General features: G+C 65.3%; 24 protein-coding genes and 1 riboswitch. Of the genes, 9 read left to right on the top strand and 15 right to left on the bottom strand.

Annotation, left to right across the window (positions count from 1 at the left end; all coding sequences use genetic code 11):
• Positions 1-9: 9 nt before the first annotated feature.
• Complete coding sequence (locus GRI55_RS05205) at positions 10-1,284, bottom strand: dipeptidase (RefSeq protein ID WP_160766398.1); 1,275 nt, start codon at positions 1,282-1,284, stop codon at positions 10-12.
• Between the two features lie 152 nt (positions 1,285-1,436).
• On the opposite strand from GRI55_RS05205, the gene GRI55_RS05200 reads away from it, so the two are divergent.
• The gene (locus GRI55_RS05200; RefSeq protein WP_160766397.1) at positions 1,437-1,835 is read left to right on the top strand and encodes a DoxX family protein; all 399 of its coding nucleotides are present in this window, start codon (positions 1,437-1,439) and stop codon (positions 1,833-1,835) included.
• A 4-nt stretch (positions 1,836-1,839) separates the two neighbouring features.
• On the opposite strand, the gene GRI55_RS05195 is transcribed toward GRI55_RS05200, so the two are convergent.
• Together GRI55_RS05195 and GRI55_RS05190 are read right to left on the bottom strand one after the other, a co-directional pair.
• On the bottom strand, positions 1,840-2,091 hold the full coding sequence (locus GRI55_RS05195) for an SWIB/MDM2 domain-containing protein (RefSeq protein ID WP_050599617.1): 252 nt from the start codon (positions 2,089-2,091) through the stop codon (positions 1,840-1,842).
• Between the two features lie 25 nt (positions 2,092-2,116).
• On the bottom strand, positions 2,117-2,701 hold the full coding sequence (locus tag GRI55_RS05190; protein WP_050599616.1) for a YbhB/YbcL family Raf kinase inhibitor-like protein: 585 nt from the start codon (positions 2,699-2,701) through the stop codon (positions 2,117-2,119).
• Positions 2,702-3,032: 331 nt separating this feature from the next.
• Between GRI55_RS05190 and GRI55_RS05185 the strand changes: the two genes are divergently transcribed.
• A complete protein-coding gene (locus tag GRI55_RS05185) occupies positions 3,033-3,371 on the top strand; it encodes an Mpo1-like protein (protein ID WP_050599615.1) in 339 nt (112 codons plus the stop codon).
• Here the strand turns inward: GRI55_RS05185 and GRI55_RS05180 are convergent.
• From GRI55_RS05180 to GRI55_RS05165, 4 genes are all read right to left on the bottom strand, one after another.
• Complete coding sequence (locus GRI55_RS05180) at positions 3,368-3,820, bottom strand: DUF3429 domain-containing protein (RefSeq protein WP_160766396.1); 453 nt, start codon at positions 3,818-3,820, stop codon at positions 3,368-3,370. The two genes, GRI55_RS05185 and GRI55_RS05180, sit on opposite strands and share 4 nt — an antisense overlap.
• A 2-nt stretch (positions 3,821-3,822) precedes the next feature.
• On the bottom strand, positions 3,823-4,257 hold the full coding sequence (locus GRI55_RS05175; RefSeq protein WP_160766395.1) for a COG3650 family protein: 435 nt from the start codon (positions 4,255-4,257) through the stop codon (positions 3,823-3,825).
• Entirely contained in the window at positions 4,254-5,171 is a 918-nt protein-coding gene (locus tag GRI55_RS05170; RefSeq protein ID WP_160766394.1) for an alpha/beta hydrolase fold domain-containing protein, read from the bottom strand. Before GRI55_RS05170 ends, GRI55_RS05175 begins: the two co-directional genes overlap by 4 nt.
• Positions 5,172-5,439: 268 nt before the next feature.
• Entirely contained in the window at positions 5,440-6,018 is a 579-nt protein-coding gene (locus GRI55_RS05165; protein ID WP_050599611.1) for a fasciclin domain-containing protein, read from the bottom strand.
• A 246-nt stretch (positions 6,019-6,264) separates the two neighbouring features.
• On the opposite strand from GRI55_RS05165, the gene GRI55_RS05160 reads away from it, so the two are divergent.
• Complete coding sequence (locus tag GRI55_RS05160) at positions 6,265-6,507, top strand: DUF2061 domain-containing protein (protein WP_050599610.1); 243 nt, start codon at positions 6,265-6,267, stop codon at positions 6,505-6,507.
• Positions 6,508-6,527: 20 nt separating this feature from the next.
• Here the strand turns inward: GRI55_RS05160 and GRI55_RS05155 are convergent, their stop codons facing one another.
• Both GRI55_RS05155 and GRI55_RS05150 read right to left on the bottom strand, forming a co-directional pair.
• Complete coding sequence (locus tag GRI55_RS05155; protein ID WP_160766393.1) at positions 6,528-6,872, bottom strand: HPF/RaiA family ribosome-associated protein; 345 nt, start codon at positions 6,870-6,872, stop codon at positions 6,528-6,530.
• A 299-nt stretch (positions 6,873-7,171) separates the two neighbouring features.
• Positions 7,172-7,507 carry a LysR family transcriptional regulator gene (locus GRI55_RS05150; protein ID WP_160766392.1) on the bottom strand — a complete coding sequence of 112 codons (336 nt, stop codon included), beginning with the start codon at positions 7,505-7,507 and terminating at the stop codon, positions 7,172-7,174.
• Positions 7,508-7,635: 128 nt separating this feature from the next.
• On the opposite strand from GRI55_RS05150, the gene GRI55_RS05145 reads away from it, so the two are divergent.
• The 3 genes from GRI55_RS05145 (at position 7,636) to GRI55_RS15150 (ending at position 8,957) form a co-directional block, all read left to right on the top strand.
• Complete coding sequence (locus GRI55_RS05145) at positions 7,636-8,202, top strand: PepSY domain-containing protein (protein ID WP_160766391.1); 567 nt, start codon at positions 7,636-7,638, stop codon at positions 8,200-8,202.
• A gap of 56 nt (positions 8,203-8,258) precedes the next feature.
• Entirely contained in the window at positions 8,259-8,735 is a 477-nt protein-coding gene (locus GRI55_RS05140) for a YaiI/YqxD family protein (protein ID WP_160766390.1), read from the top strand.
• Between the two features lie 93 nt (positions 8,736-8,828).
• Positions 8,829-8,957, top strand: coding sequence for a hypothetical protein (locus tag GRI55_RS15150; protein ID WP_265597033.1), 129 nt, complete (start codon positions 8,829-8,831; stop codon positions 8,955-8,957).
• 73 nt (positions 8,958-9,030) lie between these two features.
• On the opposite strand, the gene GRI55_RS14855 is transcribed toward GRI55_RS15150, so the two are convergent.
• The gene (locus GRI55_RS14855) at positions 9,031-9,183 is read right to left on the bottom strand and encodes a hypothetical protein (protein WP_197458160.1); all 153 of its coding nucleotides are present in this window, start codon (positions 9,181-9,183) and stop codon (positions 9,031-9,033) included.
• A gap of 264 nt (positions 9,184-9,447) precedes the next feature.
• A complete protein-coding gene (locus GRI55_RS05135) occupies positions 9,448-10,998 on the bottom strand; it encodes an anti-phage dCTP deaminase (protein WP_160766389.1) in 1,551 nt (516 codons plus the stop codon).
• 84 nt (positions 10,999-11,082) lie between these two features.
• Here GRI55_RS05135 and GRI55_RS05130 point away from each other — a divergent pair, with 84 nt between their 5' ends.
• Positions 11,083-11,235 (top strand): hypothetical protein, encoded by a 153-nt coding sequence (locus GRI55_RS05130; RefSeq protein WP_160766388.1) that lies wholly within the window; start codon positions 11,083-11,085, stop codon positions 11,233-11,235.
• 266 nt (positions 11,236-11,501) lie between these two features.
• Here GRI55_RS05130 and GRI55_RS05125 read toward each other — a convergent pair whose 3' ends face one another.
• On the bottom strand, positions 11,502-11,837 hold the full coding sequence (locus GRI55_RS05125; protein ID WP_160766387.1) for a hypothetical protein: 336 nt from the start codon (positions 11,835-11,837) through the stop codon (positions 11,502-11,504).
• 46 nt (positions 11,838-11,883) lie between these two features.
• Positions 11,884-13,791, bottom strand: coding sequence for a phosphomethylpyrimidine synthase ThiC (gene thiC / locus GRI55_RS05120; RefSeq protein WP_160766386.1), 1,908 nt, complete (start codon positions 13,789-13,791; stop codon positions 11,884-11,886).
• A 46-nt stretch (positions 13,792-13,837) separates the two neighbouring features.
• Positions 13,838-13,943, bottom strand: a riboswitch (TPP riboswitch).
• 125 nt (positions 13,944-14,068) lie between these two features.
• Here thiC and GRI55_RS05115 point away from each other — a divergent pair.
• Positions 14,069-16,123: a S9 family peptidase gene (locus GRI55_RS05115; RefSeq protein ID WP_160766385.1), complete on the top strand. Its 2,055-nt coding sequence runs from the start codon at positions 14,069-14,071 to the stop codon at positions 16,121-16,123.
• Positions 16,124-16,193: 70 nt separating this feature from the next.
• Here the strand turns inward: GRI55_RS05115 and GRI55_RS05110 are convergent, their stop codons facing one another.
• Together GRI55_RS05110 and GRI55_RS05105 are read right to left on the bottom strand one after the other, a co-directional pair.
• Positions 16,194-17,966 carry a DUF885 domain-containing protein gene (locus tag GRI55_RS05110; protein ID WP_160766384.1) on the bottom strand — a complete coding sequence of 591 codons (1,773 nt, stop codon included), beginning with the start codon at positions 17,964-17,966 and terminating at the stop codon, positions 16,194-16,196.
• Between the two features lie 10 nt (positions 17,967-17,976).
• Positions 17,977-19,755: a DUF885 domain-containing protein gene (locus tag GRI55_RS05105; protein WP_160766383.1), complete on the bottom strand. Its 1,779-nt coding sequence runs from the start codon at positions 19,753-19,755 to the stop codon at positions 17,977-17,979.
• Positions 19,756-20,039: 284 nt separating this feature from the next.
• On the opposite strand from GRI55_RS05105, the gene GRI55_RS05100 reads away from it, so the two are divergent.
• The gene (locus tag GRI55_RS05100) at positions 20,040-21,314 is read left to right on the top strand and encodes a sugar MFS transporter (RefSeq protein ID WP_370873284.1); all 1,275 of its coding nucleotides are present in this window, start codon (positions 20,040-20,042) and stop codon (positions 21,312-21,314) included.
• Positions 21,315-21,320 lie beyond the last annotated feature (6 nt).

Raw genomic sequence — 21,320 nt, 5'->3', positions numbered from 1 at the left:
GCCAGCCTGTCAGTCGGCCGCGTCGCGCGGTTCTCCGGCGCGGTATTCGAGCGGCGCCATGTCCGTCACGCTGGCAGCATAGGCTTCGGCCTCGCGCATGACGCGCATCATGTTACGCGAAGCGATCTTCTCCAGATCTTCCTGCGAATAGCCGCGCTGCGCCAGTTCGGCGAACAGTGCGGGATAGCCGGTCACGTCCTCCATCCCGATCGGGCCGGTTGGCATGCCGTCGTAGTCGCCGCCGATCCCGATATGGTCGATCCCCGCCACGTCGCGAATATGGTCGATATGATCGGCCAGATCGGAAATCGTCGACACCGGCTCGCGGTTCTCGGCATCCCATTTCGCCAGCTGCGCCTCGACCGTGTCGGGCAGTCCGGGATAGAGCGCCTCAAGCCGCGCTTCTTCCGCTGCACGCAAGGCCGAATGCTGGCGCAGGTCCTCGGTGATGAACCACGGCAGCGCCACCGCCATCACGATCCCGCCGTTCTCGGGAAGGCGGGCCAGCACGCTGTCGGGCACATTGCGCAGGTGACCGGTGATCGCCCGGGCGCCCGAATGGCTGAAGATGACCGGCGCCTGCGCGACATCGAGCGCGTCCATCATCGCTTCCTCGCTGACGTGGCTGAGGTCGACCAGCATTCCGATGCGGTTCATTTCGCGCACCACATCCATGCCGAAGGCGTTGAGCCCGCCATGCTGCGGCGCATCAGTGGCGCTGTCGGCCCAGCTCAGCGTCTTGCCATGGGTCAACGTCATGTAGCGCGCGCCCATGGCGTACATCTGCCGCAGAACAGCGAGGCTCGAGCCGATCGAATGGCCGCCTTCCATACCCATGAGCGAGGCGATCCGCCCGGCGCCCATCGCCTGTTCGACATCGTCGGCGGTAAGTGCGAGCTGCAGTGCGTCGGGATAGCGGGCGATCAGGCGCTTGGTGACGTCGATCTGTTCGACAGTGGCCTGCACTGCCTCGGCTTCGGGCAGGCCGGGGCTGACATAGACCGACCACCACTGCGCGCCCACCATGCCCTGCCGCAACCGGGCAAGGTCCGAATGCATGGCGCTGCGTTCGCTGGTCTGCGTATCGAGCGTGTCGCTGAAATCGAAGTCCCCGATGACATTGCCGAAGCGCGAGCGCAGCTGGATCGGCACGTCGTTGTGGCCGTCCCATACCGGCGCCGCCTCCAGCGCGGCAGCAGCGGTCCGTTCGGCCGGGCTCTGCGCGAGGACGGGTCCCGAAGTTACGAGAGCAACAGCGGCAGCGGCGAGCAGGAAATGGCGCATGAACGAAAAACCCCTTGATGTATTGCCGCCCGTCCTAGCAAAGAGCAGCCCCATGGGAAGGGGCCATTCACGACCATGACGACCGCCAGCAACGCGCCCAGGCCGGCGCGGTTCGATCGGCCGGCCATTCCGGAAATGCGCAAGGTGCGCGCATGATCCGCGGCGTGCTGCGCTGGGTGCTGGCGGCGTTTTACGCTGCGGCCGGGTATCTGCACCTCGTGCGCCCGGAGCCGTTCCTGTCGATCATGCCGTCTTGGGTGCCCGCGCCCGAAGCGGTGGTGCTGTGGACCGGGGTGGCCGAACTGCTGGGGGCAGCGGCGCTGGTGCAATGGGCGACCCCGCGCCTGCGCCGTGCGGGGGCGATCGGCCTGGCCGCCTATGCGGTCTGCGTGTTCCCCGCCAATATCCACCATTTCGCGCTCGATATGGCGCGCGGCGATGGCGGGCTCGGCCTCGGCTATCACGTGCCGAGGATGTTCGCGCAGCCGCTGCTGGTGTGGCTGGCGCTGTGGGCCGGCGGCACAACGGACTGGCCGCTGCGCCGCCGGTGACCGCTTAGCTCATGTGCTTCGAGACGGCGCCCGTCATCTTGAACATGGAGATCTGTTCCTTGCCGATCACCGCGCCGAGCTTGTCGTCGGGGTTGATCATGCGGCGATCCTTGGAATCCTGCAGGTCGTTCGCCTTGATGTGATCCCACACCTTGGAGGTGACCTGCGCCCGCGTCATCGGGCCCTTGCCGACCACGTTCTCGAGTTGCGGCGACAGGTTCACCGGCTTCTGCAGTGCGTTGTTCTTGCCAGCCATGACTATTCCTTTCCTTGGCTATGCTTCATTCTACGTCGTCGAGGTCATCCACATCCAGTTCCTCGACCACATGGCCTTCGAACCGGGCTGTGAGGACCGCGGCGGCGGTCACGTGTCCGTCCAGATTGCGGACGAGATCGTCATGCGTCGCTCCCGGCATCAGCGTCAGCGGGAGATCGGTCGCGAACAGCTGGAACACATAGCGGTGCTCCTCGCCGACCGGCGGATCGGGCAGCAACCATTCCGAATTGCCTTGGGCGTTCTTGCCGGTGCGCGGCGGCGTCTCGCCTTCCATCAGCTTGCCCTTCTGGGCGGCAAGACCCCATACGGTCCAGTGGACATGACCGCGATCGGCATCTTCCACGACCAGTACCAGTTCCTGTGCGCCGGGGGGCGGTGCGGTCCATTCGAGCGGCGGGGCCACCGCGTCTTCCTCGACCGCGGTGAACGAAGGGTCGAGCTCGCCGTCATGCCTGAAAGCCGCACTGGTCAGCGCGAAGCCGCCGCGCCCGAGCACGCGCTCGTCGGCGACCTTCTCCAGCGTGAGCGTCTGCCCGACGGGTGACCCGCCGACCGCATTTTGAACCCAGGGCGCAGCGCCGCTAGCCATGAAAACTCCTCTGATTTGCGCCCGTGGGGCGTATTCGGCCTGTCTTTAAGGCATAGCTGCGGGCGCTGCACCATCCCGGTCGCCGAAGTTTGCACCGTTTTCGCCTAGATAGCCGGGCGCGGAACACGGGCGCTGCCGGCCCTTGCCCCGCTGCGGAATGCGCGCCATTGATACGCTTCCGGTCCCGGGGCGGGCCTGGATTTCTTGACGGAGCGCCGCGCATGGCCTGCACTCACCCAATCGCTGCGCCTATCGACCCGTTCACGCCGGATGGCATGGCCAGTGCGCCGAGGTGCCACCGCCACGTCGAGAACCGCGGAGCGGCGCGGCCATGACCGAACGCCGCTATGCCACTTTCGCTGAATTCTGGCCGTTCTACCTGCGCGAGCATTCGCGCCGCGGGACCCGTCTGCTGCATTACATCGGAACCACGCTGGTCGTGCTGCTGGGCGTCACCGCGCTGGCCACGCGCGAGCTGCTGCTCCTGCTGGCCCTGCCGCTGCCGGGCTATTTCTTCGCCTGGATCGCGCATTTCGGGCACGAGAAGAACCGCCCGGCAACCTTCACCTATCCGCTGTGGAGCCTGCGCGCGGACTTTCGCATGTGGTGGCTGTGGCTGACCCGCCGGCTGCGGCCCGAACTCGAAGCTGCGGGCGTCGCGCCGCGCTAGGCAAAGGCGGCAGCCAGCGTCGCCAATCCTAGCCCCAGCGAAAGCGGGAGGCGTAATCGCATCCACCAGCGCGGGGCCAGCGCACCGAGCCGGATGTCGACACCGAGACTGGCGAGTAGCGCTGCGCCAAGCATCACCAGCGACGGCTCCGGCCAGCGCCAGCCCAGCGCCCATGGCAGGAATGCCGCAAGCGCCACCAGGCTGGGCGTGACCGCCGCAATCCACAACCAGCCAAGCGTTCGGCGGCGCTGCGCCGCGGGCGCCGCGGCGGCAATCCCCCACCACATGCCGCCCAGAAACGAGAGGATCAGCGCGGCATCGGCGAAGGCGATCGCCAGCGCCGGTGAGCGCCAGTCCGCCGGCCCGGCATAGAGCACACCGACGCAGGCGAATTGCGGCAGCAGTCCGGCAAGGCCCAGCCAGCGCGGCAGCGAAGGCACAGAGGCCATCCCTACGGCCTCTCGGGACCGGTGAACGGCTCGCTGTCGGTCCAGGCGCAGCCCTGGCGCTGTTCGTTTCCGATCAGCAGCGTGGCAGTGAAGGGATAGGTGCGGTCGCTCATCCCGTCCGAACACGCACCCGGCGTGACCGTGAGATCGAACGCCGCGGTGCCGAGGTCACCACTGATCGCCAGCCCGTTATTCCCGGCAAAGCGGGTCACGGGAAATTCGCGTCCATCAGGCTCTTCCGGCGTGGCATAGCTCGCGATGCCGCCGCCGGCCATGCCGCCCCAGAAGGGTTCGGTCCCGGTGAAATGCACCGTCTCTCCTTCGGCAATGCCGTCGAAGACGCCGGTTGCAAGCGCACTCGGCGCACCGTTGTCGGCGCCGCCGCAGGCGGGCAACAGGAGGAAGGCAAGACCGGCGAGGCAGGGGCGGAGCGTCATGCAATTGTCCTATGGGCCTGGATGAAAGCCACCGTTTCGTCCCGCGCGCGGCGGGCTTCGGGGATCGGCAGCAGCATCCACACGTGGAACATGTCTTCGTATTCGCGATAGATATGGTCGGGCATCCCCGGTTGTTCCAGCTTCTGCGCGAGGCGCCGGCCGTCGACCAGCAGGATGTCCGAAGTGCCCGAGAAGATCGCCATCGGAGGCAGCCCCTCGAATTCGCCGAACAGCGGGCTGACCCGGGGATCGTCGATTGCCAGGTCGCCGCGGTACATGTCGCCGCAGGCCTCGAGCCCGGCAACCGCCAGCATCCGGTCGCGCTCTTCGATCGCGCGCTGCCCCTCGGCAGTCGCACTCGCGTCGAGCCATGGCGAATAGAGCACCAGGCTGCCGGGCAGGGGCTCGCCCGCCGCCTTGAGCAATTGCGCGAGCGCGAGCGCCATGCCGCCGCCCGCGCTGTCGCCCATGACTGTGATGTTCGCGGCGCCGTATTGCTCCGTCAGATCGCGGTACAGTACCTCCATCTTGTCCAGCACTTCGGTGGCGGTGTGTTCGGGAGCGAGCGGATAGATCGGCACTGTCGCAGATGCTCCCAGCCGCTCGCACAGGTCCATCACCGCGTCCCAGTGCACCGCGGCGATATCCATCACATAGCCCCCGCCATGCAGGTAGAGCAGGTGCGGCGCGCCGGGCTGCGCGCCGCCGATGGGCGTGATCGTGACCACCGGATATCCGCGGGTGGCGAATTCGCTGATGGCAAAGCGCTTGTGCCATTTTGCGCGCGGTCGGACCGGTTTGGCCTGCCGCAGCTTGGCGATCCGTTCGGGCAGCTTCTCGCGTTGCGCGAAGAAGCGTTTTACGCCAAGCAGCGGCAAGGCCAGATTGACGAGACGCGCGCGAATGCTGGTCATAGTATTTTCCCCTCAATCCCGGGCCGCGACCGCGTGCATGCCCGAGGTCCACCGCAATGTGCGTTCATGCGCAGCTGCCGCACCGGCGACCCTAGCGGAGACGCTAGCGCGGCGGGCGATGGATACAAGCGCCGAGATGTTTGCGGCAAGAAACCGATCGGGGCGGGGGCGATCTGGCAGTCATGGCCCGGCAAGGGAGTGTAGGAAAGTGAAACGAAAAAGGCGGCCCCGTGAGGGACCGCCTTTCGCAAGTGTCGGGCGGATGCGCTTACTGCGGCATCAGCACGGTATCGATGACGTGGATCACACCGTTCGACGCGGCGACGTCGGTCGCGGTCACGGTGGCGGTGCCGCCCGCTGCGTCGGTCAGGACGACATTGCCGTCGACGACGGTCGCGGTGAGCGTGCCGCCATTGACGGTTTCGATACTGTAGCCGTCCGCGCCGGCGCCTTCGATCGCCTGCAGCAGCGTGGCGGCATCAACATTGCCGGCAACCACGTGGTAGGTGAGGATGTTGCCCAGCGTTTCGGTGTCGTTGGTCGTCAGCTCGGTCAGCGTGGCTTCGGGGATCTTGGCGAAGGCATCGTTGGTCGGCGCGAAGACGGTGAACGGACCGTCGCCCGACAGCGTGGCGCCCAGATCGGCTGCGGTCACGGCGCTGACCAGCGTCGAGAAGGTTTCGTCGCCCTGGGCGACTTCGACCACCGTGCCGGTCTCGGCTTCGGCATTGGCCATCTGGTCGGCAGTGGCGGCGTCTTCATAAGCGACGTTTTCGGCCGGCTCTTCGGCGCAGGCGACGATGGCCAGCGATGCAGCGGAGGCGAGCGCGATGGTGAGCTTGTTCATAGGATCATTTCCTTGTCGGTAGTCGTAAGCCTTGGGCAGCCGGCGGTTCCGACTGCTGCTTCAAGATACGAACGCCGCGCCCGATCGGATGTTTCGAAATCGGGCCAAAACATGGCAGGGCGACGCTGCGGTGCGACGAACAGAACGGTTCCGGAAGGCGACCCGTTTCGATGCACTCATAAACCGATCACACTATCCGCTTTTCATCGCTTCACTCGATCAGCGGACAGGCGTATCTGTCAGTGCATGAAACGCGATCTCTCCAAGACCTTCAGCTTCCTTGCGCTCCACCTGATCGTGGGGTTCACGGTCGCCTATCTGTTCACCGGCTCGTGGATGATCGCGGGCGGGATCGCGCTGGTTGAGCCGCTGGTGAACGCGGTGGTGTTCTTCTTCCATGAACGCGCGTGGGAAAGCCGCGATCGCCCCGCGCTGCTCGACGTGCTGGTGCACCGCCACGGCACCGAGGAACGCTCGCTCCCCGGCTGAACCGCAGCGGCGCGCGGTCATCACATTACCTTGTCGGGGCGCGGATCGTGGCTGTGCCGCGCTTCCTTGCCGAAATGCCGTTCGAGCCGCTGCGCCAGCGTGTTCGCCGCCTTGCGCGCGGCATCGTCGACCTTGGCAGCATGCTCCGTCACGCCGATCGCCCGGCCGCCGCGCGGGCGCGCCTCGATCGTGCAGGCCTTGTCGTCCGCCCCGCCCTTGGCACCGTTGTCGTCGCGCACGTGGATCTCGATCCGCGTCAGCCGCTCCTCGAACCGCGCCAGCTTTTCGCGCACGGCGGCCTCGATGCGTTCGGCGACGTTCTCGGTGCCCATCACGCTGCTGTCGGAGTTGAACTGGACCCGCATTGGCATGCTCCTCTTTGTGTGGTTCTCTCCTTCCGAGATGGGGTGCCGCGCGCGCTTGTCCAGCGAATTGCGCAGCCACCGGCAGGGCCCCGCCGCACGCCCGATACGGCCCGGCCTGCGCGGCGACATGGACCGGGTGGACCACGCTCCAGCGCAAAAACGCCCGATCCGTAACCATGGCGCGCCGCAGCGTGACCCTGCGGCGCGGACCGTCACCCTGCCCGTTGCAAGTGTCACTGCCCTCCGCGCCGGTGTCACCCTGGCAGCGCCAGCAGCGTCACCCTGCCGCACCGCGCGCCTCACCCGTCGCGCCCCGGTCCGTCGCGCATGTCTTCGGGCGGATAGGGCGCACGCGAGAGCAGCGGATGCACTGGCCCGCGCCCGCGCCGCGCGGCGGCCTTGCGCGCAGCCCCGACCTTGAGCGCCTCGTCCCACAGGAAGGCGAATTGCGGCGCCCGCGCGCGCAGCCGGTAGGCCGCCTGCCGGCTCATCCCGACGCTGCGCGCCGCGCGGGCGACCATCCCGCAGCTCGCCAGCACCTTGATGAACTCGGCCGCCTTGTCGCCAGTCCAGCGGCTGTTGTCGGGGCGCGCGGAAGCGCTGTGGGGCGATTGCGGTGGTGGAGGCTGCTGCATGCCGCGCATTAGGCCATAGCCGCGCCGCTGTAGGAAAGCGGCGCGTGGGCGCGGGCAATTGCCAATCGGCCGCGCGAAAGGTAAACCGGTGTCATAGCCCGCTTGGGGCGCTGTTTGGGGACAGGATCATGCGTATCGCTCTTTGGTATCCGACTACCGCCGCGCTGGCCTTCGCCGCGAGCCTTGCCGCCTGCTCGCCCGCGCCCGCCGATGGAGCGGAGGAGGCCGCGGGCAGCGACAGCGCGATCCTCGCCGATGGGCCTGAAGCGGTGATTACCGAACTGGCCGCGGGCGATATCCCCGAGGGCGCCCGCGCCGCCGCGCTCGAGGCGGTGCCGGGCATGCGTTTTGCCGGGGCCGAGCGCAAGGAGCGCGACGGCATGGTATTCTACGACGTCGAAGGCACGCGCGCCGATGGCAGCGAGGTCGAACTCGACATGCTGGTCGAGGACGGCGTGTTCCGCGTGGTCGAGATCCAGCGCGATCTCGCCTGGGCCGATGTCCCCGCGCCCGCGCGCGCAGCGGCCGAAGCCGCGCCCGACATGTTCACTCCCGTGCGCGTGATCGAGAGCGTGCAGGAAGACGGCGCGGTGATCTACGAGCTGTTTCGCGAAGGCCAGCCGGGCGAACCCGCCGCCGAGGTCAAGCTGGCCGATGGCAAGGCGGAGATGCTCACCGAGCGCTGGGCCTATTGACCCACCCGCCGATCGCGGGGCTGGTTCACGCGCGCACCGATGGCTAGGCAGGCGCGATGCCCAGCCCCAGCCCCACAGCCGCCCCCGTCACGATCCTCGTCGATGCCGACGCCTGTCCGGTGAAGGAGGAGATCTACCGCGTCGCCGAACGTTTCGGCGCGCAGGTGCGCGTGGTCAGCAACAGCCCCTTCCGCGTACCGGTGAGCGCGCGGGTCAAGCGCGTGGTCGTGTCCGACGGGTTCGACGCCGCCGACGACTGGATCGCCGAACATGCGGACGCCCGCAGCGTGGTGATCACCGCCGACATCCTGCTCGCCGAGCGCTGCCTGAAGGCGGGCGCGCGCGTGCTCAAGCACGACGGGCGCGCCTTCGACGCCGCCAGCATCGGCAGCGCGGTGGCCACCCGCGCGATCATGGAAGACCTGCGCGCCGGGATGGACGGGGCCCACGGCGGCCCCCCGCCCTTCAGCAAGGCCGACCGTTCCAACTTCCTCCAGGCGCTCGACCGGGTGATGGTCGAACTGCGCCGCTAGCGCGCGGCGGCCGCCCGCGCGAATAAACGCGCTTTGTCCGGCGCGCAGGCGTAGGAGCATGGCCGGGGCATTCCGCCCCGATTGGAACCACGCATGTCCAAGGGACAGAAATCGAACCGCGAAGCCCGCAAGCCCAAGAAGGAAAAGGTCAAGACCAACGCCTCGCAGCCGTCGCAAAAGCCCGGCGCGATCAAGGGCCTGGAGAACATGAAGAACAGCTAGCGGATGCGGGCGGGCGGCGGGCGCAGCCTGTCCCCCGCCGGTCCGCCGCGGCGCTGCCGCAAAGCGGCGCGCGCTAGGCCTTCTTCGCCTTGTGCGCGGCAATCGCCTCGTCGATCGCGACGATCCGCTGCCGCTCGGGCGTGCCCTTGGCCAGCCCCTTGAGACGGCAGGTCGCCCACAGCTGGCGGCGTTCGGATTCGAGGTTCTTGAGATAGAGATCGGCCATGCCCGCGCATATGGGCGGTCTGGGGGCGATATGCCAGCGGTGATCGGGGTACGCACTGTCGCTGGCAGATTCGGCGGAATAGGAAAATCAAAAGCCGGTGTGGAAGCAGTCCTTCCTAGCGGCACCAGCGCTTCGACGCCGCGACATCGGCAGTCTCATAGCTACCCGCGCGATGTAGAGGTTAGAAGAGGTAGAGGTTTCACCGCTGATCTACGTGGCGGACTTAGTGAGTCTCGGAGACGACGGTTCGGACGGTGACGGTAGCTACGATTGAGCGGCCTCAAATTCGCCAGACGATTTATCAAGTTCGATGTCCTCGAGACCGATATAGTTCGGCAAGGATTCTGGCACGAGGGGGCGGGGTCGGTCATCAAAGGCATACCACGTCTTTGCTTGCCCAGATAGCTTACGAGAGCCTTTTTCAAATATATCTCTATATCGAAAAGGTGAAATGCCTAAGAACGGTAGGAAAGAGACCTTCGCCGAACTGCTTTTTTCGATTTCGATTTCATTTGAGTGCAACTGCTTGGCCCGGCTCTTTGGATAGGGCTCAAGGAAGATTACTCTTTTGATGCCCGATCCGATAACGTGTTTTGTGCAGTTATGACACGGAAACGTCGTCACATATAAGGTGGTCCCTTTGACCGCCTTTCCCAACCGAGCCGCGTCGCAAATTGAAACCATTTCTGCGTGAACAACACGTCCGTATTCGGTTAGCGAACTAATTTGCGAGTCTTTCAAGCAGGCAAAATGAGGCTCCTCTTTTCCAGATCGGCCCAAGAGCTGGTCAACGAATTCGTCTGAAAAATTGTCTCCAGACGTCCGTTTAACTAATAGCTCTGCCCCGTCTAATTTCTCCAACAGGTCCCTGATCACATCTTTCTTTAGAATGTCGTTGGCATCATATCCGATACGTACATCCCGAAAATCAGGTTCCTCGCCATGCCAATAGGTGCCACCAAACGCTCTTGGAACCTCATTACAACCCTGAGAAATGATTTCTCCATCGTCGCTAAAGATGGCCGACCCAACCTGACGCGATAAATCAGTGGAGCGAAGAGAGGCGGCTTTCGCTGCGTACATCCCGTATTCTGCCTTAGTTGGCCCAATATCGACCCGTCCGAAGAATGCTTGGAAAAACCGCTCTAATCCTTGTCTCATTTGATCGCGATTGATCCCATCTACAAAGACATCGGCCAAATGAAAGGTATCCCTTAGATGCTGAACGTATTTTTCTCGTCCTTCGTTCTGGTCACGAAGGAGAAGTGCTAGTGAACGCTCAGCAATGGTCGGGTCTTCAGTCGCGATTGGCAGGCTAGCTCGCCCCTTTTCGGAAACCCGTTGCAACCGATGCTCTTGGCTTCCGTACCCTGAAATCAGAACAAAGTTCTTGCCATAAATTCGCCTTAGAAACTGAACCTCTTCAGGCCGCTTCAGCTGCCGGATTATATAACCTGCGTCAGAAGGAATTTCTGAATCCACTCCAAATTCGGCGACAAGCTCTCGTCGCCTTTCTCGTATCCCTTCGATTGCAAGCCACATTAGGGCGTCAGGCGTACCAGCAAGCTCACAAAGCTTATTAGCGTGGTCCATTTTGAAATTCATGTTCGAGAAGTAGTCGCTACCCGCCGCTTCAACTCCGGGTGCATTGTACCGAAGCATGAGTTCCGTGATCCTCACGGTTCGTGAAACGTAATTGACCTGACCTAACGCACGGTCCACTTCGGCAGCCATCGCTTCAATATCGATACCAATCGGACCAGCTAAACCGATAACCAGTTCAGGGTGACTCAAAAGCCTCAACTCACCCGTCATGATAACCCCACTAGCGATGCGTCATTGCGCTTTGGACTCACGTAAGCTTTAATCGGAATGCAAGTAAACCCAGGGGAGACCGCCGTGGAAAAAACCGCCACTGTTTCGACACAAGCCAACAAAAAGGTTAGCGAATCCACCACCCGCATGGCGCAGATTCTTGGTGTTGAATTTCACCCTAAGCAGCGTTGGACTTCAGCTCGTACAACTGATGAGCACGAGCGAAAACGAGCTTAAATTTTTGCGATTGTGGAAAAGGGCGGGTTGATACCCGCCCTTTTTTGTTCGCCCTAGTGGAAGCGCTCGTACGGGCAAAAGTCGATCTCACCCCTCCCGCAAATACAACAGCTCGCCCCTTTCCATGTAAGCGTCGCTCATTTTTATCATGTCGGGGTGCGCTTCATCGACCTTTGCGGTGCTCGTCTCGCGCTTGATGTTCTCGCTCGCGAGGTAGGTACCCGAACTCGGCCTCGCCCCGCGTTCGCACACTTCCCGCGCCACCGTCACTCCGCGCGTTCCCCGCCCGCAAGCCGTCGGTGTTCGTCGACGCTGCGGCGCATTTCGCTGGCTTGCAGCTGGAGCGCCTTGCCGCTCAGGCGGATCTCGCGGCTTTGCTGGAAGAAGCCGAGCACCAGCCACAGGAAGGCGAGCGGGCTCGACACGCCGCCGAGGAAATCGCCCAGCTCGTTGAGCCGGAGCTCGGCGGGGTTCTGGCCCTGCACGAACAGGTAGAGCGCCACGCCGCCGACATAGAGCGCCGAGAGGAGCAGCCCGACCAGCGGCAGGCGGCGGCGTTCGCGCCGGTCGTCCAATATCGCATCGGTATCGACTTCGGCCATGGCGCTCCCCTCTGTGTGGCCCCCGCGGGGCGGCTCGTGCGGCAGCCTATTGCGCCGGGCCCACCCCGTCCACTTCGTCTTCGGGAAGGTAGAGCTGCTCGCCCTTCTCGCGATAGACCTCGCTCATCTTCTCCATCCCCGCGCGCGCTTCCTCGGCCTCTTCCGCTGAGGTCTCGCGCTTGATGTTCTCGCTCGCGAGGTAGCTGTCCGAGTTCTGCTTCGCGGCAAACTCCCGCACTTCCTGCGTGATCTTCATGCTGCAGAACTTGGGGCCGCACATCGAGCAGAAGTGCGCGGTCTTGGCGCCTTCCGCGGGGAGCGTCTGGTCGTGGTATTGCTCGGCGGTGTCGGGATCGAGGCTGAGGTTGAACTGGTCGCGCCAGCGGAAGTCGAAGCGCGCCTTGGAGAGCGCGTCGTCGCGGACCTTGGCGGCGGGGTGGCCCTTGGCAAGGTCGGCGGCGTGCGCGGCGAGCTTGTAGGTCACCACGCCCACCTTCACATCGTCGCGGTCGGGCAGGCCGAGGTGTTCCTTGGGCGTGACGTAGCAGAGCATGGCGGTGCCGTACCAGCCGATCTGCGCCGCGCCGATGCCGCTGGTGATGTGGTCGTAGCCGGGCGCGATATCGGTAACGAGCGGCCCGAGCGTGTAGAAGGGCGCTTCGCCGCAGGCCTCGAGCTGCTTGTCCATGTTCTCCTTGATCTTGTGCATCGGCACGTGGCCGGGGCCCTCGATCATCACCTGGACGTCCTGTTCCCAGGCGCGCTTGGTCAGTTCGCCCAGCGTGTAGAGCTCGGCGAATTGCGCCTCGTCATTGGCGTCGGCGATGCTGCCGGGGCGCAGACCGTCGCCGAGGCTGTAGGCGATGTCATAGGCCTTCATGATCTCGGTGATCTCGTCGAAGCGCTCGTAGAGGAAGCTCTCCTTGTGATGCGCGAGGCACCATTTCGCCATGATCGAGCCGCCGCGGCTGACGATGCCGGTGACGCGCTTGGCGGTCATCGGCACATAGGGCAGCCGCACGCCCGCGTGGATGGTGAAATAGTCGACGCCCTGTTCGGCCTGTTCGATCAGCGTGTCGCGGAAGATTTCCCAGGTGAGGTCCTCGGCAATGCCGCCGACTTTTTCCAGCGCCTGGTAGATCGGCACGGTGCCGATGGGGACGGGCGAATTGCGGATGATCCATTCGCGCGTGTCGTGGATGTTGCGGCCCGTGGAGAGGTCCATGACCGTGTCGGCGCCCCAGCGGATCGACCAGACCATCTTGTCGACCTCGCTGGCCACATCCGATGCCACGGCGGAGTTGCCGATATTGGCATTGATCTTGACGAGGAAGTTGCGCCCGATCGCCATCGGTTCGGTTTCGGGGTGGTTGATGTTGTTGGGGATGATCGCGCGGCCGCGGGCGATCTCGTCACGCACGAATTCGGGGGTGACATATTCGGGGATCTCGGCGCCCCATGAATTGCCGTCGAGCTCGCGGCGCACCTGTTCGCGGCCCAGGTTCTCGCGCTCGGCGACATATTCCATCTCGGGCGTGATGATGCCCTGCCTCGCGTAGTGCATCTGGCTGACGTTCATGCCGGGCTTGGCGCGCAGCACCTTTTTCGCGACATTGGGGAAGGCGGGGACGCCGCCAGACCGGTCGGGGCCGAGCTGGCCGTTATCCTCGGGCTTCACCTCGCGCGCGGTGTATTCCTCGACATCGCCGCGCGCCATGATCCATTCGCGGCGTTTCTGTTCGAGGCCGGCGCGGATGTCGATCGTGGCATCGGGGTCGGTATAGGGGCCGGAGGTGTCGTAGACGCGGACGCTGGGCTCGCCGCCCTCGAGGTCGATCTCGCGCATGGCGACACGCACGCCGCTGCCGCTTTTCGCGCCGATCTGGACCTTGCGGCTGCCGCGGATCGGGCCGGTTGTCACCCCGATGTCGAATTTGCTGTTGATGTCGGCCATGCGAAGTCTCTCCTCGAAAGCGGAGCGCGGACTTCGGGCCCAGCCATAATGCAGCCCGGTCCACTCCCTCCGCCGATGCTAGTCGGTTCAGGTTCGACGGGTCGGCGGACTTCAACCGCCCTCTCAGCCTCATGGCTCCCCGGGGATGCACCGCGTCTACCCGTTCCGCGCGGCGGGGTCCAGCCCGGCGGCGGCAAATTGGGGCGCACCCGCACTTTGCCCGATGCGCCCGCAGCGCTATAGCGGGCGCATCATTCCGTTGAGAGGACACGATTACATGACCCTTCGCGCGCCGCTTACTGCCGCCGCCCTGCTGGCCACCGCTTCGCTTACCGCGCAGGCGCAGGCCCGGCCGATGACCCCTGAAGACGTCGCCAAGATCGAAAGCGTCGGCACCATCGCCGTATCGCCCGACGGTGCGCGCGTCGCCTATACGACCGCGCGGCTGCCCGACGTGACCGCGGGCGAGGATAACGGCACCACCACGCAGCAGCTGTCGATAGCCTATGGCCCGGGCAATGCCCGCGAATTCCTGCCCGCCGACATGAATGTCTCGGGCATCCAGTTTTCGCCCGATGGCCGCATGGTCAGCTTCATGTGGGCCGACGGCGACGACAAGAAGGCCGTCTGGGGCATCCCCGTCGATGGCGGCGCGCAGCGCAAGCTGGCGCATGTCGAAGGCGCGGCGGTGCGCTCCTATGCCTGGTCGCCCGATGGCAGCCACATGCACCTGCTGGTCGCCGCCGAGGAAGACAAGGATCGCACGGCGCAAAGCAAGGCCGGTTTCACTTCGGTGGTCTACGAGGAAGAGCCGCAGTTCAACCGCCTGTTCCGCGCGCGGATCGGGATGGAGCCCGACGCCGAGCCGCAGGAAGTCTCGCTGCCCGGCTATGTCACCTCGTTCCAGATCGCGGATGACGCGCGCACCGGCGTGATCGAAACCGCGCCGACGACGCTGATCGACGACGAATACGTCAACAAGAAGGTCAACATCCTCGACATGGAAAGCGGCACCGTCCGCATGGTGATCGAGACCCCGGGCAAGATCGACGATGTCGAGATATCGCCCGATGCAAGCCGGCTGGCGCTGATCGCCGCGGTCGACATGAACGATCCGGCTGCGACCACGATCCACTTCGTCGACGTGGCCAGCGGCGTGGTCACCCCGCACAATGCCGGCGCGCCCGAGGCCGTGGTCGATGTCGAATACATGGACGACGGGCGCCTGGTCGCCGCGGTTCATGTCGGCGCGCAGAGCGTGCTGCGCATCCACAATGCCGACGGTTCGCTTGAGCGCGAAATCGATCCCGGCGCGCTGATCATCAGCAATGTCGAAACCGCCGGTTCGGTGATCGCGGTCGAGGCCAGCGCGCCGCAGCACCCGACCGAACTGTTCCGCCTCGATGGCGACAGCTTCACCCGCTGGACGCAGCACAATCCCTGGCTGTCGGAAATCGACTTCGGCGAGCAGCGCACCTTCCGCTATACCGCGCGCGACGGGCAGGAAGTCGAAGGCGTGCTGATCGAACCGGTCGGCGGCGTACCGGCCGGCGGTGCCCCGCTGATCCTCAACGTCCATGGCGGGCCCGAAGCGCATGACAGCAATGGCTGGCAGACCGCCTATTCCAAGCCCGGCCATGTCGCCGCGGGCCAGGGCTATGCGGTGTTCCTGCCCAACTATCGCGGCTCGACCGGCTATGGCACCGCGTTTTCCAAGCAGCACACGGGCAATTACACCGATCCCGAGTTTACCGACCTGGTCGACGCCAAGCGCGCGCTGGTCGCCGAAGGGATCGCCGATGCCGACCGTACCGGCGTGACCGGCGGCTCCTATGGCGGCTATGCCACGGCATGGTCCTCCACCCGCTGGAGCGAGGAATTCGCCGCGGGCGTAATGTTCGTCGGCATTTCCAACCAGATCAGCAAATTCGGCACGGGCGACATCCCTTACGAGATGTACAATGTGCACAGCGGCAAGTGGCCGTGGGACGACTGGATGGCGATGCTCGAAGTCTCGCCGATCTTCCATGTCGACAAGGCCAGCACTCCGCTGCTGATCATGCATGGCGAGGAAGACACGCGCGTCGACCCGGGCCAGAGCCTCGAGCTGTACCGCGCGATGAAGATCCGCAAGCCCGACGTGCCCGTGCGGCTGGTGTTCTATCCCGGCGAAGGTCACGGCAACCAGAAGGCCGCCGCGCGCTACGATTACAATTTGCGCATGATGCGATGGTTCGACACCTATCTGAAGACGGGTGACCGCGATGCGCCGCTGCCGGCCGAGCGCCCCGTGCTTCCGGCAGGCACCACCGGGGTCTCCAGCGACGACTGAGCGCCCCGAACGGGCATGAAAAAGGGGCCGCGCGGCATACCACCGCGCGGCCCCTGCTTTTTGCACCGGACTATTTGCCGCCGGCGGCGATCCAGTCGTCGATCTTGGCTTCGAGCACGGTGAGCGGGATATTGCCGCTGTCGAGCACCTGTTCGTGGAAATGGCGGATGTCGAAATCCTCGCCCAGCGCGGTTTCGGCGCGCGCGCGCAGTTCCTTGATCTTCAATTCGCCGATCTTGTAGCCCAGCGCCTGCCCGGGCATGGCGATATAGCGCGCGACCTCGTTTTCCGAATAGTCGCGCGGATTGCCATTCTCGACCATGTATTCGACCGCCTGCTCGCGGGTCCAGCCGAGCGCGTGGATGCCGGTATCGACCACCAGCCGCACTGCGCGCTTCAATTCGCCATCCTCAAGCGCCTGCAACCGGTCGACCGGGTCGTCATACAAGCCGAGCTCGTAGCCGAGGCTTTCGGCATAAAGCGCCCAGCCCTCGCCATAGGCAGTGAACCAGCCGTGCCGCAGCAGGTCGGGCAGGCTTTCGTCCTCGACCGCGAACATCACCTGGAAGTGATGGCCGGGATTGCCTTCGTGCATGTAGAGCCGGATGGACGGGCTCAGTTCGCGCTCGGCCGCGTTCCAGCCGCTGAAATAGAAGGTGCCGGGGCGCGAGCCGTCGGCCTTGCCCGGCTGGTAGGACGCGGCGAGGAAGAACTGCTCACGATAGGGCTCGTACGGCTCGATCCGCAGCTCGGTTTCGGGCTGGCGCAGGAACAGCGGGCCGATCGCGGAATCGACCTTCCGGCCGACTTCGTACCATGCTTCCTGCAACGATTCCTTGGTCTTGTAGACCGGCGGGCGGCGGTCGCCGCGCTCGGCGATCGCCTGCTGGCGCGCCTCGTTGATCCGCGCCACCTCGGACAGGCCCAGCCGGTGAACCTCTTCCGCGGTCAGCGGCAGCGTGGTCATCTCGGCGATCCGGTAGGCGTAATAGGCATCGCCGCCGGGTGTTGCGGTGGCGCCGATGCTGGTGCGTGCCTGCGGCAGGTAGCTGTCGGCCAGATAGGCGCGCAGCTTGCGCATTGCCGGATAGAGCGTGCCTTCGACCGCCGATATCAGCGCGGCGCGCGCCTGCCCCTTCTCCGCTTCGGTGAAGCTTTCGGGCAGCTGGCGCAGCGGTGCGTAATAGGGATTGCTGCCCTCCGGCGCGCCCAGCTGCGTGTCGAGCTGGTCGATCATCAGCTCCACCGTCAGCCGCGGCAGGGTGATGCCCTGCTCCAGCCCCATGTCGAAGCGCGCGATGACATCGTCGACCATCTGCGCATAGGCGGCATGCCGTGCGACATTGTCGGCATAGTCTTCAACCGCCGCGAACGGCATCACGCCATCGGGTGCCGACAGGCCCGGATAGGAGCCCTGGATACCCTGGAAGTGGTCGATCGGCAGCGCGAGGATGGTCTTGAGCACCTCGGGCTCGGTCGCGGCCAGCGTGCGTTCCTGCGAATAGCGGAAGGTATCGTAGGCGATCCGCTCGCTCGCGGTGAGCGCCGCGCGGTCGATCGTCGCGAGCGCGGCGATGTCGCACATCGCCGCCGCGCGTTCGGTCTCATAGGCCGCGGGCGAGAAGTCGCCGAGGCTGCCCGCATCGGAAAAGTCGCCGCGATAGAACGCCGCGCGCGGGTTGCGGTCGAGGAAGGCGGCGTCGCTTTCGGCCATCAGCGCGCGCAGACGCTGGCTGTCGCTCTGCGCGGCCGCGACCCGGTCGCAGGCTTGCGCCGCGGGGGCCGCCAGCGCGGTGCCGGCCATCGCCAGCGCCGAGGCGACCTGCAGGACCCTGTGTTTCATGGCCATGCCCTTACTGCCCCCCGCCCGCGACCCAGGCGTCGATCTTGGCTTCGAGCACCGGCAGCGGGATATCGCCCGTGTTGAGCACCTGTTCGTGGAAGGCGCGGACGTCGAAATCCTCGCCCAGCGCGGCCTCGGCGCGCGCGCGCAGCTGCTTGATCTTCAATTCGCCGGTCTTGTAGGCCAGCGCCTGCGCGGGCATCACGATATACCGCGCGCTCTCGCTTTCCGCGAAATCGCGCGCTGCGCCATTGGCGACCATATATTCGATCGCCTGCTCTCTGGACCAGCCCAGCGCATGCATGCCGGTGTCGACCACCAGCCGCACCGCGCGCAGCATTTCACCGCCCTCGAGCGCTTTTAGCCGTTCGACCGGATCGTCATAGAGACCGAGTTCGTAGCCGAGGCTCTCGGCATACAGACCCCAGCCTTCGCTGAAGGCGGTGAACCCGCCGTAGCGCATGAATTCGGGCAGGTCCTCGTTCTCGATCGCGAACATCGACTGGAAGTGATGCCCCGGATTGCCTTCGTGCATGTAGAGCGAGATCGAGGTGCCCAGCTCGCGTTCGGCGACGTTGTAGCCGCTGAAATAGAAGGTGCCCGGACGCGACCCGTCGGCCTTGCCCGCCATGTAGCTGGCGGCGAGGCTGAATTTCTCGCGGTAGGGTTCGTACGGCTCGATCCGCAGTTCGGTTTCGGGCTGGCGCAGGAACACCTCGTCCATCAGCGGATCGACCTGCTCGGCCACTTCGTACCACGCGGCCTGCAGGTCGGCCTTGCTGGTGTAGGTGGCGCCGGTGCGGCCACCGGCTTCCGCTTCGGCGGCGTCGATCGCGGCGTTGATCCGCGCAACCTCGGCCAGTCCGGTGTCGTGGATCTGCTGCGCGGTCAACGGCAGCGTGGTGTTGTCCTCGATGCGGTAGGCGTAATAGGCCTCGCCGCCGGGATTGTCGGTTGCGGCGATGCTGGTGCGCGACTGTGCCAGATATTCGCTCGCCAGGTAATCGCGCAGCTTCTGCAGCGCGGGCATCAGCGTGCCGGTCAGCACTTCGCGGTGCTGCTGCGTCAGCCGCGCGCGCTCGGCTTCGTCGATGCTGTCGGGGAAATTGGCGACCGGCGCCCAATAGGGGCTCTGCTCGATCGGCGCGCCGGTTTGCAGGTCGAGCTGTTCGATCATCAATTCGACCGACATGCGCGGCAGCGTGATGCCCTGCGCCGCGCCGGTACGGAAGCGCGCGATCGCCTGGTCGATGATCTCCGCCATCGCGCGGTGGCGGCTGAAATTGTTCTCGTAATCCTGCACCGTATCATAGGGCATCAGCGCGCCGGGCGCGGAAAAGCGCGGGTAGAAGACATGCAGCCCGCGGAAATGGTCGATCGGCAGCGCGAGCACGGTGGGCAGCACGTCGGGCGCGGTCTGCGCCAGCGTGCGCTGCTGCGTGTATTCGAACACGTCGTAGGCGATGCGGTCGGTTTCCCCCAGCGCGGCGCGGTCGATCGTCGCCAGTTCGGCCAGATTGGCCTGCGCCGCCGCGCGGTCCGCGGCATAGCTGGCGGGTGAATAATCGCCCATCCTGTCGGCATCGGAGAAATCACCGCGGAAGAAGGCGGTCACCGGATTGCGGTCGAGCATGGCGGCTTCGCTGCGTTCGAACAGCGCGTGCAGCGCGGCAGCGGCTGCCGCATCGCTTGCTTCGGCCGCGGGTTCCTGCGCCAGCGCGGCGGGTGCGGAAAGCGTGGCGCAGGCAATGGCGATCGCCGATGCGACGCGCGTGAAAGTGGTGGTCATGACGTGGAATTCTCCCCAGAGATCGTGCGGCGACGCTAGCCGTGCGGCGACCCGCCGCAAAGCCCCATCGACCAAGCGTTCTCCCACCCCCGCGAATGGCAGGGCGGATACGCGAGGCAGCGCGGCGAAAGAGCCGCGCGAGAGCTCCTGACAACGTTGACAGAATGCAGCGTTCGACCTACTCCGCACCGGGGAAGCCCGCCGCATGCAATGATGGCCGGGCCGATTGGGGAGAACGACAAGTGGTAACGGCAACGACCCCCGCGGCAGACGCGGCGACGGAAATCTCGTCGAGCGATCCGGCACCGGCCGAAGGCGAAGGCCATGTCCACGCCCCCAGCCTGCCCCCCTTCGTCTTCGCGCTGTTCTTCATCTTCGGCGGGATCACCAGTCTCAACGACGTGCTGATCCCCAAGCTGAAGGAACTGTTCACGCTCAATTACACGCAGGCGATGCTGGTGCAGTTCTGCTTTTTCGCCGCCTATCTCGTCATCGGCATCCCGGGGGCAAAACTGGTCAAGCGGATCGGCTACATGCGCGGCGCGGTGGCCGGGCTGATGACGATGACCGCCGGCTGCCTGCTGTTCATCCCCGCCAGCACCACGGCGACCTATCCGCTGTTCCTGCTGGCCTTGTTCATCCTCGCCAGCGGGGTGGTGATCGTGCAGGTGGTGGCCAATCCGCTGATCAGCCTGCTGGGCCCGCAGGAGACCGCGCACAGCCGGCTGACTTTCGCGCAGGCGTTCAATTCCTTCGGCACCTTCGTCTTCCCGCTGGTCGGCGCCGGGCTGATCCTGGGCACGCTGGCGGATGTCTCGGCGGAGGATTTCGAAGGCGCCGCGCTGGCCGCCTATCGCACTGCGGAATCGGCGATGATCGTGAAGACCTATCTCGGCCTCGCGGCAGCGATCACCGTAGTCGCGGGCGCGGTCTGGCTGTTCCGCAACCGGTTGCAGGGCGAAAAGCACGAGGCCGCGAGCGGGCTCGTGGGTTTCGACCTGCTGGCCCGGCCCCGCTTCGGCTTCGGCGCGCTGTGCATTTTCCTCTATGTCGGCGCCGAGGTCGCGATCGGTTCGATCGTCATCAACTACCTCACGCTCGACGACGTGCTCGGCCGCCCCGAAAGCGTGATCGGCTGGATGGTCAGCCTCTACTGGGGCGGCGCGATGATCGGGCGCTTCATCGGTTCGGCGCTGCTGCGGCTGGTGAGCCCGGGCAAGATCCTCGCCGCAGTGGCGGTCGGCGCGATCGCGCTGATCGCGCTGTCGACCAACAGCAGCGGCACGCTGGCTGCATACAGCCTGCTGGCGATCGGGCTGATGAACTCGATCATGTTCCCGACGATCTTTTCGCTCGCCTGCGAACGGCTGGGCAGCCGCGCGGCGGATGGATCGGGGATCATCAATGTGGCGATCTTCGGCGGCGCGGTGATCCCGCTGGCCACCGGCGCGCTGGCCGATCTCAGCGGCAGCCTCGCGCTGTCGCTGGCGCTGCCCGCCGCCTGCTACGCGGTGATCGCGGTGTTCGGCATCTACGCGCGGCGCCCCGCGAGCGACTGAACCGTC

Origin of the sequence: Qipengyuania citrea (assembly GCF_009828015.1) — a bacterium.
In the GTDB taxonomy this organism is placed as follows: Bacteria; Pseudomonadota; Alphaproteobacteria; order Sphingomonadales; family Sphingomonadaceae; genus Qipengyuania; species Qipengyuania citrea.
This window is presented reverse-complemented; position numbering and strand designations above follow the sequence as displayed.